The following is a 15116-nucleotide window of genomic DNA, read 5'->3' as shown; positions in this document are numbered from 1 at the left end:
CCGGTGGTGGCGGGTGGTAATTTCGCCCGGCGGGTGTCGGCGTGACCGGCGCGGACGGTGGCGAAGGGGTGACGGTGGCGGACTGGCTGGCGGCGCTCGACCGCCGTGCGGATCTGCGGGCGAAGGCCGGGCTGACCCGGCGGCTGCACCCGCGTCCCGCCGCCGACGGCATGATCGACCTGGCCGGCAACGACTACCTCGGCCTGGCCACCCACCCGGAGGTCACCGGTGCCGCCGCGGCGGCGCTGTCGGCGTACGGGCTGGGGGCCACCGGGTCGCGCCTCGTGCGCGGCTCCACCGACGCGCACCAGGCGCTGGAGGACGAGCTGGCGCAGTGGCTGGGCACCGACCGGTCCCTCGTCTTCTCCTCCGGCTACCTGGCCAACCTGGGTGCGTTGCGTGCCCTCGTCCAACCCCGGACGCTGCTCGTCTCCGACGCGCACAACCACGCGTCCCTGATCGACGGCTGCCGGATCTCCGGCGCGGAGACCGTGGTCACCGCCCACGCCGACGTGACGGCGGTGGCCGCCGCGCTCGCGGTGGCCCCGGGCCGCCCGGCGGTGGTGGTCACCGAGTCGGTCTTCTCGGTCGACGGCGATCTCGCCCCGCTGGCCCGGCTGCACGCGGTGGCCCGCCGCTACGGCGCGCTGCTGCTGGTCGACGACGCGCACGCGCTCGGCGTGACCGGTCCGGCCGGCGCCGGGGCGGTCGCCGCCGCCGGGCTCGCCGGCGAACCGGACGTGGTGGTCACCGCAACCCTGTCCAAGGCGCTCGGTGGCGCGGGCGGGGTGGTCGCCGGCCCGGCCGAGTTCGTCCGGCACCTGGTCGAGACCGGCCGCACGTTCATCTTCGACACCGCGCTGCCGCCGGCGGTCGCCGCCGGGGTGCACGCCGCGCTGCGGCTGGCCCGGGCCGGTGATGACCTGCGTACCGAGCTGGCCGAGCGGGTGGCCCTCGCGGTCGACCGGCTGCGTACGGCCGGGTTGACCGTCTCCGCGCCGGACGCGGCCGTGATCTCGGTGACCGCCCCCGGGCCGGAGGCGGCGACGACCTGGGCCGCCGACTGCCGGGACCGGGGTGTCGCGGTGGGCTGCTTCCGGCCGCCGTCGACCCCGGACAACCGCTCCCGGCTGCGCCTCACCGTCAGCGCCGGGGTGTCCCGGCCGGCCTTCGAGCGGGCACTGGACGTCATCGTCGAGTGCGCGCCATGAGCGCGAGGAGTGAGCCGGTGTTGCGAGCCCCGCAGTCGCGAACCGAGATGGCCCCGTGAGCGCGAGGAGTGAGCCGGTGTTGCGAGCCCCGCAGTCGCGAACCGAGATGGCCCCGTGAGCGCGTGGCAGGGGGTGGTGCTGGTCACCGGTACCGATACCGGTGTCGGCAAGACGGTGGTGACCGCGGCGATCACCGCCGCCGCGCAGGCCGCCGGGCTGCGGGTGGCCGTGGTCAAACCAGGTCAGACCGGTACGGCCGGCGGTGAGCCCGGCGACGTGGACGCGGTCAACCGGCTGGCGGCGCCGCTCACCGGTCGCACCCTGGCCAGCTATCCAGACCCGCTCGCGCCGCTGGCCGCCGCCCGGGTCGCCGAGCTGCCGCCGCTGGAGCTGTACACCGCCGTGGACGCCGTCCGTGGCGAGACCGACAAGCACGACCTGGTGCTGGTCGAGGGGGCGGGCGGACTGCTGGTGCCGATGGGGCTGCGCCCGTCTGGTGAGCCGTGGACGATGGCCGACCTGGCGGTGTCGCTCGGGGCGCCCGCCGTGGTGGTCGCCCGTGCCGGGCTGGGCACCCTCAACCACACCGCGCTGACCCTGGAGGCGCTGGACCGCCGGGCGGTGCCCGCCGGCGTGGTGATCGGCGCCTGGCCGAACACGCCGGAGCTGGTGCACTGGACGAACCTCACCGACCTGGTGCCGAACCTGCTCGGCGCGGTGCCCGCCGGTGCCGGCGCGATGGACCCGGGGGTGTTCCGGCGCTCCGCTCCGGGCTGGCTGACGCCGTCGCTGCACGGCGTGCTCGACGACTGGCGTGCCTGGGCCGAGGAGAGCGGCTGAACACCTCACTTTCGTCAGTGTCCGCCCAGGTCGAGCGTGGGTAGCGTGGCCGCCGTGAGGATCGCGAGGTGGCTGGCGGACGGGGCGTCGGGGGTGGTGCGGCGACAGGGTCTGGCGGATGCGCTGCTCTGGGCGGTGCTCGCCGCCCCGATCGGGTACGCGAGGCTGACCCCGCCGCACTCGCGGCACAACCTGGAGTTGCTGCTGGCTGGGCTGACGGTGCTGGCCGTGGCGGTGGCACTGGGACGGCGTCGGCCGCTGGTCGGGCTGCTGCTGGTGGTGCTCGGGTCACTGGTCGACGGCAACTTCGTGTTCGCCATCCCGGTGTTCAGTTACCTGACCGGGCGGCGCAGCGCCGGGGCGGCCCCGGCGGCCGTGCTGTTCGGCGTGATCGCGGTCGGTGGCACGACGCTGAACCTGGGTTTGCTCGGCACCGGGGCGGGCACCTGGTTCCTGCTCGCGTCGGTGCTGCTGTTCGCCGGGGTGTTTCCGTGGCTGGTCGGCCGGTACCGCCGGCAGCAGCAGGAGCTGGCCGACGCGGGCGGCCGGCACGCCGAGGCGCTGGCGCGCGAGCAGCGCGGCGCCGCCGAGCGGATCCGGTTGCGTGAGCGCGCCCGGATCGCCGAGGAGATGCACGACTCGCTCGGTCACGACCTCAGCCTGATCGCGCTGCGCGCCGCCGCGCTGGAGCTCGCCCACGACCTCGATCCCGGGCACCGTGCGGCGGTGGGGGAGCTGCGGACCAGCGTCGCCGCCGCCACGGAACGGCTGCACGGCATCATCGGGGTGCTCCGGGAGGAGGGCGGCCCGGCGGGGCTCCGACCGGCCGGCGAGACCGTCACCGACCTGGTGGACGGGGCTCGGGAGGCCGGGATGGCGGTGCGGCTGGACGCGCCGCCCGGTGCCGTGGAGCTGCCCGGGATGACCGGGCCAGCCGCGCACGGGGTGGTCCGGGAGGCGCTCACCAACGCGGCCCGGTACGCCCCGGGCGCCCCGGTCACCGTCACCCTCGCCCCCTTCGGGGACGGGATCGAGGTGCGGGTGCGGAACGGGCCGCCACCGGCCGGCCCGCTGCCCAGCCCGCCGTCCTCCGGCAGCGGTCTGCTCGCCCTCGCCGAGCGCGTCCGGCTGGCCGGCGGCGTCCTGGACACCGGTCCGCACCCGGACGGTGGTTTCGCGGTACGGGCCCGGCTGCCGCTGTCCGCCGACGCGGCGGACGTCGTTCCCGCCGAGCCGTGGTCGGCCGTGGTTGCCGAGCCCGGCGTGGGGACCGGCGGTGGTGCTGTCGACGGGGTGGAGCGGCCGGTCGACGCCGCGCGTCGGCTGAGCGAGGCCCGCCGCCGGGTACGCCGCAGCCTGTTGACCGCGCTCGCCGCCCCGGCGGGGCTCGCGCTGGCCCTGTCGCTGGTCTACTACTCGTTCGCCACGGCCGGCACGGTGCTGGACGAGTCGGCGTTCGACCGGATGCGGCCCGGCACCCCGCGCTCCGATCTGGCCGATCTGCCCCGCCGGGCGCTCACCCCGCCAACGGGCGCGGAGAAGGTCGGTTGCGAGTTCTACACCGACGGCAACTTCCCCCTCGCCGAGCCGACCTGGCGGCTCTGTTTCACCGATGGCCGGCTGGTCAGCAAGGAGCGGATCGCAGGATGACCACGGATACCTTCGCGGCCACGCCGGTTCGGGTGGTCCTCGCCGACGACGAGGCGATGATCCGGGCCGGCGTCCGCGCCATCCTCGCCGCCGACCCGGGCATCGAGGTGGTCGCCGAGGCCGGCGACGGGCGGACGGCCGTGGAGCTGGTGCGCGCGCACCGGCCCCGGGTGGCGCTGCTGGACATCCGGATGCCGCGCCTGGACGGGTTGGCCGCCGCCGCCGAGATCCGCCGGGTGGCGCCGGACACGGCCACGCTCATGCTGACCACCTTCGGTGAGGACGACCACGTGGCCCGGGCGCTCGGGCACGGTGCCAGTGGGTTCCTGCTCAAGGCCGGCGACCCGCGCGAGCTGATCGCCGGGGTGCACGCGGTCGCCGAGGGCGGGGCGTACCTGTCGCCTCGGGTGGCCCGCCGGGTGATCGAGCTGGGCGCCGGGCGGTTGGCCCGCCGGCCCGCCGCGCGGGACCGGACGGCCGGGCTGACCGAGCGGGAGCGGGAGGTGCTGGCCCTGGTCGGGGCGGGGCTGTCCAACGCGGAGATCGCCCGCCGGCTGCACCTGGTGGAGGGCACCGTGAAGAGCTACCTGACCAGCATCTTCACCCGGCTGGATGTCCGTAACCGGGTGCAGGCCGCGATCATCGCGTACGAGGCGGGGCTGGTCGACGGCTGAGCGGGGGCCCGGGAGCCCCCGCTCAGCGCTCAGGCGTCGCGGCGGCGCAGCGCGGCCCGGCCCAGCAGCAGCGCCGCGCCGGCCCATCCGGCGAGCAGCAGCAGCCCGATCGCGGCCGGGTACGGCTCGGTGTCGCCGGCCATGAAGTGCGCGCCGGCCACGCCCGGGAAGACGTCGGCGATCCGGTTCAGCACGGTGATGTCCGGTTCCTGGAGCGACAGCGGCACGATCATCAGGGTGGCGAAGAGCACGGTGAGGGTGAGCACCGCGCTGCGCAGCGCCGCGCCGAGGCCGAGCGCGAGGACGCCCACCAGCGCCAGGTACGTCGCCACGGCCACGATGTCGCCGATCGTGCCGGCGGCCGGTGCGCTGCCCCACTCGCCCAGCAGCGGCCGGGCGGCCAGTGCGCCGACGCCGCCGAGCAGCAGCCCGAGGACGAAGATGACCGCGCCGGTGACCACGGCCTTGGCCAGCAGCACCCGACCCCGGGACGGGGTGCACTGCAGCGTGGTCCGGATGGTGCCGCTGGTGAACTCGGCGGTGATCGCCAGCAGGCCCAGCGCCAGCACCGCGTACTGGGTCAGCTCGACCGAGTCGATCAGCACGGTGCCAACGGTGACGATGCCCCGGTCGTCGAGCGGGTCGTCGTTGGTGTTGTCGTTGGCCGCGTAGATGGCGAGCTGTGCGGCGCTCGCGGCCATCAGCACCAGCCCGGCCAGCGCCGTCCACCAGGTGGTCCGCACCGAGAACAGCTTGGTCCACTCGGCGGCCACCGCGCCGCGGAAGTCGGCCGGGGCGGGGCGGGTGTCCGGGATGGTGATCGTGCTCATCGTGCCTCGCTTACGGTCGGGCCGCCGGCGTACTCGACGCTGTCAGCGGTCAGCTCCATGAACGCCTGCTCCAGCGACGCGCCGTGCGGGCTCAGCTCGTGCAACCGCACCCCCAGCTCGTACGCCAGGTCACCGATCCGGTCCACGGCGCTGCCGCTGACGGTCAGCTCGTCGGGCCCGGCCGGCTCGACGGTGGCGCCGGCGGCGGTGAGGCGGGCGGCGAGGGTGGCCAGCCCGTCGGGGTGCGGACTGCGGACCCGGACGGCGACGGCGCTGCCCGCGATCACGTCGTCGATCGGCGCGTCGGCCAGCAGCCGTCCCCGGCCGATCACCACGAGCTGGTCGGCGGTGAGCTGCATCTCGCTCATCAGGTGACTGGAGACGAAGACGGTCCGACCCTGGTCGGCCAGCGAGCGCATCAGCTGCCGCACCCAGCGCACCCCGTCCGGGTCGAGGCCGTTGACCGGCTCGTCGAACATCAGCACCGGCGGGTCGCCGAGGAGTGCGCCGGCGATGCCGAGCCGCTGGCCCATCCCGAGGGAGAGGGTCCGGCCCGGCTTGGCGGCGGCGCGCCCGTCCAGCCCGACGGTGTCGAGCACCTCGTCCACCCGGCGCGCCGGGATGCCGTTGCTGCGGGCCATGGCCAGCAGGTGCGCCCGGCCGGCGCGGGCGGGGTGGATGGCCCGGGCGTCGAGCAGGGCGCCCACCTCGTGCAGGGGGCGCCGCAGCTCCCGGTACGCCCGTCCGCCGATCAACGCCTGCCCGGCGGTGGGGCGGTCCAGGCCGAGGATCATCCGCATGGTGGTGGACTTGCCGGCGCCGTTCGGGCCGAGGAAGCCGGTGACCCGGCCGGGTGCGACGTCGACGGTCAGCGCGTCGACCGCGGTGGCCGCCCCGAACCGTTTCGTCAAGCCACGTAATGTGATCATGCGTTGACGCTAGGCGTGCGGACCGCCGCCCCACTGCGCCCGAACGGCACCACCCGACCCTGACTTTCGTCAAGCCGGGGGCGGTTTGGTCACCGTACGTAGTCTTCCAGCAGCGCCGGTGTGAGCCCGGCCCGGTGGATGGCCTTCAGCGCCGCGAGAAGGTCGTCCATGAGCGCCGGCCGGAAGTGCATCAGCAGGACGTCGCCGGGCCGCACCACCTTCTCCGGGGTCTGGTAGCGAACGACCCCCTTGTGCACGGTCTCGGTCCAGTGGAAGACGGCCTTCATGCCGCAGTCGTGCGCGGCCCTCAGAGTGGTGGCGTCACGATCGCCGAACGGTGGGCGGAACAGTGTCGGGCGCTTGCCGAACAGCGTCTCCAACGTGTCCGCCGCCCCGCAGATCTCCTGCTTCTGGAAGTCGTACGACCTGCCGGGCAGTGACGCGTGCCTGCTGGTGTGATTCTCGACGACCCCACCCGCCGCCTCGATCTGCCGGAAGTAGTCGGTGTGTTCCGCCGCCGCCGGCGAGTTGAGGAACATGGTGACCGGGATGTGGGCCTCGCGGATGAAGTCGATCACCGCGGGCGGACGGGCCAGCGCGCCGTCGTCGATGGTGATGAAGGCGACCTTCTGCTTGGTCGGCAGCCGGTGCCAGAACGGGGCCGGACCGTTCGTGGGCAGCGGCACCGGTTGCGGTGGTGGCGCCGCGGGAAAGACCGGCACCTGCGACAGGTACCAGGCCAGGCTCCCGGGTACGGGCTTCTGCGTCGGCGACGGCGAGGTCGACGGTGTCGGGGGCAGGGCGGACGGGCTGGGCTGGGTCGCGGTGATCTGCCGGGCGTGGAATGTCTGGCCGGGGCTGGCTGCGCAGGGACTCAGCGCCAGCAGGGCCAGAAGTGGGACGACGACACGGATCCGACGGGCGGGGGTGGCTGACACGCCCGGAAACCTACCGAGTTGATGTCAGGAGCCGGTCAGCTCGGTGTGGTGATCCTGTCCTCCCGGCGACGGACGATGAAGGCGTCGGGCATCCGGAAGGTGAGATTGTCGGGACACCACGGCGCGCGGACCACGGTCGTTGCGTCGAGCAGCGGCGCGGCCTCGGCCACCACAACGGCCGCCTCCATCCGGGCCAGCACGTCGCCGACGCAGCGGTGCGCGCCCGCCCCGAACGCCAGGTGCCGGCGCGATCCCCGCTGGCCGGGGCGGAACTCGTCCGGCGATTCGACGACTGCCGGGTCCCGGCCGGCGCGGGCCAGCCAGAGTACGAGGCTGGTGCCCGCCGGCACCGCGGTCCCGCCCAGCGTGCTGTCCGCCGCCGCCACCCGGCGCCAGGTGACGATGGGCGGTTCCAGTCGCAGCCCCTCCTCCACCACGTCGGCCACCGTGACCTCGCCGGTGCGGAGCCCGGCCCGCACCGCGGGTTCGCCGGCCAGCCGGTGCAGGAGCAGGGTGAGGAACTGTGAGGTCGTCTCCTGCCCGGCGACGAGCAGGAAGAAGAGCGCACCGACCACGACGTCCGGCGTGTGCCCGGCCGCGCGGAGTTCGGCGGCCAACCCGCCGCCGGTGGCCGCGAAGTCGCGCAGCACGCCGTGGAACCGGCCCACCTCAGTGGCGAGCGCCAACTGGCGGTCGGCGTCCAGCGGCGCCCAGAACAGCTCCAGTGCGGCCCGCGCGAACTCCTTGACCGCGCCGACCGGCGCGTCCGGCAGCTCGACCAGTCGGGCCAGCACCAGCAGTGGCAGGTCGGCGGCGAGTTCCGCGTAGAGATCGACCGGTTCACCGGCGTCGAGCGTCGCGGTCAGCCGGGCGACCCGGTCCCGGACCAGCGCGGTGAGCCAGGGACGCTGCGCGGCGACCCGAGCGGGGTGCAGCGCGTCGGCGACGATCGACCGGATGGCCGGATGGCTGGCACCGGAGTTGTTGGCCAGGGTGGGCGGCAGCCGGAACCGATGCCCGGCGAGCACCCGCAGCGCCGTCACCGGCATCGGAGTCACCGCGTCCAGCGCGTTGTCCGGCCGGTAGGTGACCGGGTCGGCGAGGACCTCGCGGACCAGCGCGTGGCGGGTGGCCACCAGGTGGCGTACGCCGACGTGGTCGGCCACCGTGGCCACGTCCGGCCACGGTGCCCCGACCGCGGACTCCCAGCTCCGGAACAGCACGCCGACACGCTAGCCGGCGGCTCCCGGCAGGCCGGCCCGCAACCGCCAGACGGTGGTGCGCTTCACCCGGACGCTCTCCAGTGCCTCCGGCACCGGCACGTCGTAGTGGGCCAGCTCGTCGAAGCGGTCCCGGGGCAGGAACGCCCGACCGGGGTCCCCGACCAGCACCAGGGCGCCGGCGCGGGTGGCGCGGAGCAGGAACCGCAGCATCCGGCGGGCCATCGCCTCGCTGTAGAAGGCGTCCCCCGCGAGCACGACCTCGGCGTCACCGGCGTCGCCGTCGAGGATGTCGCCGAACTCGGCGTCAACGCGTACTCCGTTGGCCTCGGCGTTGAGCGCGACTGCCGCGACCGCCAGTTCGTCCACCTCGACGGCCCGCACCGACGCCGCGCCGGCGCGGGCGGCGGCGATGGCCACCAGCCCGGAGCCGGAGGCGAGGTCGAGCACCCGGCGGCCGGCGACCAGCTCCGGATGGTCAGTCACGTAGCGCGCGAGGGCCTGGCCGCCGGCCCAGGCGAAGGCCCAGAACGGTGGGGGCCGGTCACTGCTGAACTCACCCTCGGTCAGCTCCCAGAGCCCGATCGGCTCGTCCGCCTGGTGCAGCCGCACCTCCGGGACGAAGGCGACCGGGGCGAGCCGGGCGTGCAGCCGGACGAACGTGCTGGAGAGTTCGGACACCCGGGAATTGTCCCAGCGACCCGGTGTCCGGCGTGTCGCGGGGGAGCGGTGACCGGTTCACCACCGTCGGTGATAACCCGCCCCGTGCTTGCCGCCCGGTGCGAACACACCCGTCTGGTCGGGTCGAGGCCGCGCTCCTAGCGTTGCGGGGTGGGGACGACCGAACGGAGGACGGCGGTGGTGACGGTGTGGCGGTACGCGCTGAGGCTCGGGGTGGTGCTGGCCTGTCTGAGTGGCGTGGAGCTGGTGCTCGCCGCTCCGGCGCAGGCGGCGTTCACCACCGAGCTGAGTGGGTTGCCGGCTCGGTTCACGGCCGGCGACCAGGTGCGTACGGTCTCCGCGGTGGTCTCCCGGACGGACCGGCGCGGTGGATGCGTGAAGGTGCGCTGGTCGATGGTGCTCAGCGTGCAGGGCATCCGACTCGACCAGGTGAAGATGGACCGGGTGGAGGAGACCGGCGACTTCCCGCTGGAGATCCGGACCGAGGGCGACGTGGCCCGGCTGACCGACCGGCAGCTCGACCCCGGCACTCTCTGCCCGAACCGCACGGTCACCGCCCGCTACCGGTTGGCCTTCGCCGAGGACGTCACCGACGGGCGGGTCACCCTCGCCGCAGAGGCGTACGACGAGAACCTGCGCCTGCTGGCCCGGCAGACGGCCACCCGCTCGGTGGTGGGAGTGGGCGGCACCCCGAGCGCGGCGGCGGAGCCGACCGCGACACCGGCGGAGCCGAGCGACCCGGCGACCGAGCCAGCCGGGGCCGAGAGCGACCCGGCGGAGGAGCCGGTCGGCGACGAAGCGATCGACGCGGCCCCTCCCGCGGCCGGCGCTGGTCGTCCGGTGGCGCAGTCCGGCGGTTTCGGTCTGGTGCAGGCCGCGTTCCTGCTCGGCGGATTGCTGCTCTTCCTGGGGGTGGGGTTGCTGCTGCGGCTGCGTCACCTGACCCGAGCGGCGACCGCCGAGGCGGACGACCCACCGGTGGACCGGCGCTGGGAGCGCCCCCCGACCGACCGCTGGCGGCCGGCCCGCTGGTGACCGGGTCGTGGGGCCGTTGAGGATCTGTCCGGCGTTGGCCGGAGGGCCCGCTGGTGACCGGGTCGCGTTGATCGGGGGCCGTCGGGGCCGGCGGAGGTCCGCCGGCCCCGACGGTGTCACTTCGAGAACGCCTGGAACTCGGCGATCCTGACCTGGTCCCGGGCCGGGCTGGCGGTCGCGCAGTCCGTCGTCGTGGCCGGGTCGTTGTCCTGCTCACCGGCGTAGTGCGGGCCGCCGGTGCACTGGCTGGCCAGCACCTCCAGTCGCAGGTGGGTGGCGAGCGTGGTGGGCACCGCGAACGTCCGGAGGTTGATGTCCCGGCTGTACGCCCGGTACGCCCCGCCGGGGAACGCGTCGCCCGCACTGGTGTAGATCCGCTGCCAGCGCGCCGGATCCGCGCAGTCGGTGGTCTTCGCGTTGCAGGCGGACACCGCGAACGAACGCAGCGCGCTGAGCGCGTTCTGACTGCCGGTGTCCGGGTCCGCGACGATCGCCGGGCGCAGCATCGCGCTGACGTTCACCCGCTTGACCACCTGGGGGGCGTCCCCGGGAAGTGCCACGGTGAGCTGCCGGCCGGCCACCCCGTCCAGCGAGGCCCAGTTCGTCGCCTCGGTGTCGTCGCCGATCCGTTCCAGGTTGACCCCGTCGCCGGTGATGGTGGCGCCGGACGCCGTGGACGCGAGGTTGCGGCTCATCCGCAGGTCCACGTACCCGTCGTGACCGGCCTTCGCGACCACGCTGAGCCGCTGGTGCCCGAAGCCGGGCGCCACGGCGAGCAGGTTGTACGTGCCGGCCACCAGCTCCACGGTGTCCGGCAGCGGCGTCGCCGGGTCGGTGTCCGCCACCGGCACCGCCCGCGCCTCGTACTCCCCGGCGTACACCCGGATCGGCGCGTCGGCGCTGTCGCCCCGCGGCCGTAGGGTGAGCGTCGCGTTGCCGCCGCTCGGCGAGGCGAAGCTCGGCGTCGGGTCGGTGTCGGCGGCGCCGTTGGTGACGGCGTCCCGGCCCATTCCGGAGCGCGCGAACTCGGCCCAGATCAGGTCCTGGTTGGCGCCGCCGAAGCGGAGCAGGTCGGCGGTGAGCATGTTGTCGCGCATGTCGAGCATGCTGACCTGGCTGGCGGCCTGGAGCAGGAACGAGTCGAAGACCAGCTGCGACCAGCGTCGGTTGCCCGGGCACTTGTCCGCGGCGACCTTCCCCTGCGCGCACTCCAGTTGCCGTTGCGGGGTGCCGAGGCCGTACCGCTTCACCAGCGCGGACCGGACCCGGAAGTTGGTGGCGCCCCAGATCTCCCCGTCGGCGTGCACGGCGGGTCCACCGGTGTTGTAACCGATGTCGGAGTAGTTGAGCGGGCTGCGGCTGAGGTCGTAGTTGCGGATGCCGCTGACCAGGTTGCCGGTGACGTAGCCGCCGGTGACGAAGGGCGTCTCGCCGGGGGCCCGCAGCCCGTTCTGGAAGAGGTACTCGGCGGCGAGCAGGTCGCCCCAGGACTCACCCATCGCACCGCCCTGGTGGCCGCCGATCCCGCTGTCCGGGCCGGCGATCATCCGGTTGGTGATCGCGTGGGTGTACTCGTGGCCGATCACCGTCATGTCGTAGTCGCCGTCCACGCACGGCGGGTACGGCCCGCCGGCCTGCGGCTGCCACAGGTACATGTTGGTGGTCGGCGGCAGTCCGTCGCGCGGGGTGCCCTGGTTGGCGTTGTTCCGGTTGCCGCTCAGCGCCCCCTGCTGGGCGCGGCCCTGCTCGGCGTCGCCGCCCAACCCGGCCGGGGTGAGGTTGACGGCCTGGAGGTTCCACGCCGACTCGGTGAAGCCCAGCTGGTACGACCAGTCGTGCATCCGGTTGTGCATGGCGAACAGGTTGGCGATCGACGCGTCCGCGTCGTTGCGCTGGGCGGACGTGAACACGTCCGGGTTGCACTTCGCCTGGTGCCACTGGTCGGTGAACGGGTATTCGTAACGGCGTTCCAGGCTGGGCGGGGCCGGGACGACCGGGGTGCCGGCACCCCAGGACAGCACCGTGTTGGCCGAGTTGCCGCGCGAGGTGAAGGTGGGCGTGCCGGTGGCCGCGTCGACATCCCACGGCTGGCCGGTGGCCGGGTCACGGAAGGCCGCCTGGCAGCCCGGCGCGGGGTCGCCGCACCAGCGCACCCGAGGGTCCTGCCCGGGGCCGAGATCGCGGGGCGGGGTGGCCGGGAAGACGGCCCAGCTCGGGTTGTCGGAGTCGAAGTCGACGAGGTCCTCACGGACCAGCACCTGCCCGGTGATCCCGTCCACATAGGTGGTGAAGGCGGCCGGGTGGTCGGTGTCCGCGCTGATCAGGGTCACCTCGTACCCGGCCCGGGGCCCGTCCAGCGGGGTCGGCACGGCCACCGCGCGCACGGTGTGGCTGGCCACCGCGCTGGCGTCCAGCTTGGCGTCGGTGAGCGCGGCGGCGTACGCCTGCTCGGCCGTGCGGGTGGCCGGTGCGGGTACGCCGGTGGTGCGGGCCAGCGAGGAGCTGACTGAGAGCACCGTGCCGCCGGTGACCGCGACGGTGACCAGGCCGTCCGGCCCGGCCGGCAGGTCGCCGAAGCGCTGCCGCAGGGTGACCACCGCTCCGCTGCCGATCGGCCGGACCAGCACCCGTTCCAGGGCGGCCACCGCGGCGGTGTCCATCCCGAACAGGTCCCGGTTGGCGGCCAGGTAGGCGCGGGCGGCGGCCTCCGGGTCGGTGGGCAGCCCGGTGGCGAGCGGGGCGCGGCCGGGGCCGAGCGCCTGCGGGGTGCCGAGCCGGTTCCATCGCACGTCGGGGTCGGCGGCGCGGGCCAGCCCGCGTTGGCGGGCGTCCGGTGCCGCCGTACCCCGGCGGTTGTCGACGTCGGCGTGCTGGTGCCCTTCGGCGAACGGCCCGGACCGGCGCTCGGCGGACGGCGCGCCGCCGGCGGGGGCTGCGGTGCTGACGCCGGTGGGGAGCAGCGCGGCGACCGTCGCCGTCGACGCCAGGATGGCGATGAGCCGGCGTCGACGCCGGCTCATCGGGGGTGACCACTCCGGTTGTGGCACGGGACCTCCTCGTGGGAGCGGATGACCGGCGGCCGCCGGCCGACGCTGCGCGGTAACGCATGTGCATCTGTGGATATCAGCCGGTCGGGGTGGCGGCAAGGTCCGGGCACGCCGACGCGCCGACGGATCGAGATAATTTAACTTTACAAAGTAGGCAGCCTAGTAAAATGAGCGTGACGCGCGCCGGCCCTGGCGCTGGTTCCGCCGCTGCGACGGGCGGCGCGCTCAGGCGACCGGCGACCAGTCGGGGTCGCGGCCGAAGGCGGCAAGGAGGCGGTCCTGCTCGTCGTCGCCGGACACCCGCACCCCGCCCCGGACCAGGTCGTCGCGCCGGTAGTCGTCGACCCGGCCGGCGAACCATCGGGCGCACACCCGCACCACGTCTGGGTCCAGCCGCGGCTCGGCGCCGATCGCCACCGCCACGTCCCAGCCGTGCACCATGTGTTCGGCGAGGAGCTGCTGGAGGTACTCGTCGGCCGGGGTGTCACCGGCGGACAGGTGCACGGTGCGATCGCGCGCGCCGGGATGGGTGGCGGCGATCTCGGCCTGCGCGGCGGCCTCCCGCGCCGTGGTGGCCGGGTCGGCGCCGAGCTGGTCGCCGTCGAACCGGCCGCCCACCTCGTCGACGGTCCGGCCGGCGAGCAGCGGCACGCTCCACCGGTCCTCGCCGACCACATGGTTGACCAGGGTGCGCACGTCCCAGTCCGGGCAGGGTGTCGGGTCGGACCACTGGCCGGGCCCGACCTGGTCAACCCGGTCGACGAACTCGGCCAGGCTCCGGCGGTACGCCTCCAGCAGATCCATGCTGCCGATTGTTCCGGGCGGCGTGGCGAGGCGAGTGGTTTTGCCGGGCCCCGGCAGGGTGATCCGCGCTGGCCGGCGGTCGGCCGCCCGCGGATCAGTCCAGGTCGGTCGGGTCCAAGCCGAGCTCCCGGGCGGTGACCAGGCGGACCCACTCGCCGAACTGCCGGCGGGAGATCACCCGGTCGTGCACGGCGAACTGCACGGCCAGGCCGTCCATCACCGCGCTGATCCGCCAGGCGGCCCCGTCCGGGTCGGCGCACTGGAAGGTGCCGTCGGCGACCCCGGCGGAGATCACCGCGGCGAGGTCCTGCCGCCAGCGCAGGTCGAGCCGGCGGGAGACCTTCTCCACCTCCGGGGTGCGTAGCGACTCGGACCAGCCGTCGATCCACATGGACCAGGAGGTGGCCCGCCCGGCCGGGGTGTAGAGCTTGAGGATCCGGCGGAGCTTGGTCAGCGGCGGGGCCGAGGATCGGGTCACCGCGTCCAGCCGGGCCAGATCCTGCTCGACCGCGTACGCGAGCGCCTGCGCGAGCAGCCGCTCCTTGGTGACGAAGTGGTAGAAAACCAGGGCTTGACTGACCCCGGCGGCCTGCGCCACGTCCGCCGTCCGGGTGTTGGCCAGACCGCGCTCGACGATCACGTCACAGGCGGTGCGCAGCAGGGCATCCAGGCGGATCTCGGCCGCACGTCTCGTCACGACCGTTACGGTAGCCCATCCGACCGAACACGAACAGTTACCCGTCACCGTCCGATCCGCGACGCGACAGTCGGAACCCGGACACTTCCAGACGGTGCCTTCCGTCGTTTTCCTGAGGGCGTACGTCGAGGTCCGCCGGCACCAGCTGACGCGCCGGAACGCTCGTCGCCCGCCGCGCCACCCGGCGACGGGCATCTCGACCCCGCGACGTCGGAGTGTGACGGCTGCCAACCATCAGGGCAGCCCCCTAGGAAGCCTGGCGGTGGTGGGGCTGGTCCCGCCCGGGCGGACGCGCCGACGCGGACCCCGAGTTGGCAGTCGTTCACCGGCTCGGCTAAAGTTCTCATCCGTCACCCGGGAACGCCGGGGGCGTGCGGACGTAGCGCAGCTGGTAGCGCATCACCTTGCCAAGGTGAGGGTCGCGGGTTCGAATCCCGTCGTCCGCTCGGAGCTGCCGCCACGTACGACGGGGGCAACCTCGGTGGGGTGGCCGAGAGGCGAGGCAACGGCCTGCAAAGCCGTGTACGCGGGTTCAAATCCCGTCCCCACCTCAGCAACAA

13 protein-coding genes and 2 tRNA genes are annotated in these 15116 nt (G+C 74.2%); 7 read left to right on the top strand and 8 right to left on the bottom strand.

Going from position 1 to position 15116, the window contains the following annotated elements; genetic code table 11:
* The first annotated feature begins 74 nt into the window (after window positions 1-74).
* From ABZU69_RS04650 to ABZU69_RS04635, 4 genes are all read left to right on the top strand, one after another.
* Window positions 75-1211, top strand: a complete 1137-nt coding sequence (locus tag ABZU69_RS04650) for an 8-amino-7-oxononanoate synthase (protein WP_354963307.1) — start codon at window positions 75-77, stop codon at window positions 1209-1211.
* A gap of 135 nt (window positions 1212-1346) precedes the next feature.
* The gene (bioD, locus tag ABZU69_RS04645; protein ID WP_354963306.1) at window positions 1347-2051 is read left to right on the top strand and encodes a dethiobiotin synthase; all 705 of its coding nucleotides are present in this window, start codon (window positions 1347-1349) and stop codon (window positions 2049-2051) included.
* A 54-nt stretch (window positions 2052-2105) separates the two neighbouring features.
* Window positions 2106-3701 carry a histidine kinase gene (locus tag ABZU69_RS04640; protein WP_354963042.1) on the top strand — a complete coding sequence of 532 codons (1596 nt, stop codon included), beginning with the start codon at window positions 2106-2108 and terminating at the stop codon, window positions 3699-3701.
* Complete coding sequence (locus ABZU69_RS04635) at window positions 3698-4375, top strand: response regulator transcription factor (RefSeq protein WP_354963041.1); 678 nt, start codon at window positions 3698-3700, stop codon at window positions 4373-4375. Before ABZU69_RS04640 ends, ABZU69_RS04635 begins: the two co-directional genes overlap by 4 nt.
* 29 nt (window positions 4376-4404) lie before the next feature.
* On the opposite strand, the gene ABZU69_RS04630 is transcribed toward ABZU69_RS04635, so the two are convergent.
* The 5 genes from ABZU69_RS04630 to ABZU69_RS04610 all read right to left on the bottom strand — a co-directional run bounded on the left by ABZU69_RS04630 (window position 4405) and on the right by ABZU69_RS04610 (window position 8973).
* A complete protein-coding gene (locus ABZU69_RS04630) occupies window positions 4405-5205 on the bottom strand; it encodes an ABC transporter permease subunit (protein ID WP_354963040.1) in 801 nt (266 codons plus the stop codon).
* Window positions 5202-6134, bottom strand: a complete 933-nt coding sequence (locus ABZU69_RS04625; RefSeq protein WP_354963039.1) for an ATP-binding cassette domain-containing protein — start codon at window positions 6132-6134, stop codon at window positions 5202-5204. Before ABZU69_RS04625 ends, ABZU69_RS04630 begins: the two co-directional genes overlap by 4 nt.
* Before the next feature lie 89 nt (window positions 6135-6223).
* Window positions 6224-7072 carry a polysaccharide deacetylase family protein gene (locus ABZU69_RS04620; protein WP_354963038.1) on the bottom strand — a complete coding sequence of 283 codons (849 nt, stop codon included), beginning with the start codon at window positions 7070-7072 and terminating at the stop codon, window positions 6224-6226.
* A gap of 35 nt (window positions 7073-7107) precedes the next feature.
* Entirely contained in the window at window positions 7108-8295 is a 1188-nt protein-coding gene (locus ABZU69_RS04615) for a cytochrome P450 (protein WP_354963037.1), read from the bottom strand.
* 9 nt (window positions 8296-8304) lie between these two features.
* The gene (locus ABZU69_RS04610; RefSeq protein ID WP_354963036.1) at window positions 8305-8973 is read right to left on the bottom strand and encodes a 50S ribosomal protein L11 methyltransferase; all 669 of its coding nucleotides are present in this window, start codon (window positions 8971-8973) and stop codon (window positions 8305-8307) included.
* 150 nt (window positions 8974-9123) lie between these two features.
* On the opposite strand from ABZU69_RS04610, the gene ABZU69_RS04605 reads away from it, so the two are divergent.
* Window positions 9124-10008 (top strand): hypothetical protein, encoded by an 885-nt coding sequence (locus tag ABZU69_RS04605; RefSeq protein ID WP_354963035.1) that lies wholly within the window; start codon window positions 9124-9126, stop codon window positions 10006-10008.
* Window positions 10009-10124: 116 nt separating this feature from the next.
* Here the strand turns inward: ABZU69_RS04605 and ABZU69_RS04600 are convergent, their stop codons facing one another.
* The 3 genes from ABZU69_RS04600 to ABZU69_RS04590 all read right to left on the bottom strand — a co-directional run bounded on the left by ABZU69_RS04600 (window position 10125) and on the right by ABZU69_RS04590 (window position 14556).
* The gene (locus tag ABZU69_RS04600) at window positions 10125-13055 is read right to left on the bottom strand and encodes a M36 family metallopeptidase (RefSeq protein ID WP_354963034.1); all 2931 of its coding nucleotides are present in this window, start codon (window positions 13053-13055) and stop codon (window positions 10125-10127) included.
* A 225-nt stretch (window positions 13056-13280) separates the two neighbouring features.
* Window positions 13281-13859, bottom strand: a complete 579-nt coding sequence (locus ABZU69_RS04595; protein WP_354963033.1) for a TIGR03086 family metal-binding protein — start codon at window positions 13857-13859, stop codon at window positions 13281-13283.
* A 94-nt stretch (window positions 13860-13953) separates the two neighbouring features.
* Complete coding sequence (locus tag ABZU69_RS04590; RefSeq protein ID WP_354963032.1) at window positions 13954-14556, bottom strand: TetR/AcrR family transcriptional regulator; 603 nt, start codon at window positions 14554-14556, stop codon at window positions 13954-13956.
* Window positions 14557-14929: 373 nt separating this feature from the next.
* Here ABZU69_RS04590 and ABZU69_RS04585 point away from each other — a divergent pair.
* Together ABZU69_RS04585 and ABZU69_RS04580 are read left to right on the top strand one after the other, a co-directional pair.
* Window positions 14930-15002: transfer RNA gene (locus ABZU69_RS04585), tRNA-Gly, on the top strand.
* A 34-nt stretch (window positions 15003-15036) separates the two neighbouring features.
* Window positions 15037-15107: transfer RNA gene (locus ABZU69_RS04580), tRNA-Cys, on the top strand.
* The last annotated feature ends 9 nt before the right edge of the window (window positions 15108-15116 follow it).

Origin of the sequence: Micromonospora sp. NPDC005206, assembly GCF_040608175.1 — a bacterium.
Taxonomy (GTDB): Bacteria; Actinomycetota; Actinomycetes; order Mycobacteriales; family Micromonosporaceae; genus Micromonospora.
Note: the sequence above shows the minus strand (reverse complement) of the source record. Positions and strands in the feature narration are given on the sequence as shown.

What these genes read in the sequence shown, in the direction of transcription:
- ABZU69_RS04635 (WP_354963041.1), top strand. Translation starts at nt 3,698, where the DNA reads ATGACCACGGATACCTTCGCGGCCACGCCGGTTCGGGTGGTCCTCGCC.
- ABZU69_RS04630 (WP_354963040.1), bottom strand. Translation starts at nt 5,205, where the DNA reads ATGAGCACGATCACCATCCCGGACACCCGCCCCGCCCCGGCCGACTTC.
- ABZU69_RS04625 (WP_354963039.1), bottom strand. Translation starts at nt 6,134, where the DNA reads ATGATCACATTACGTGGCTTGACGAAACGGTTCGGGGCGGCCACCGCG.
- ABZU69_RS04595 (WP_354963033.1), bottom strand. Translation starts at nt 13,859, where the DNA reads ATGGATCTGCTGGAGGCGTACCGCCGGAGCCTGGCCGAGTTCGTCGAC.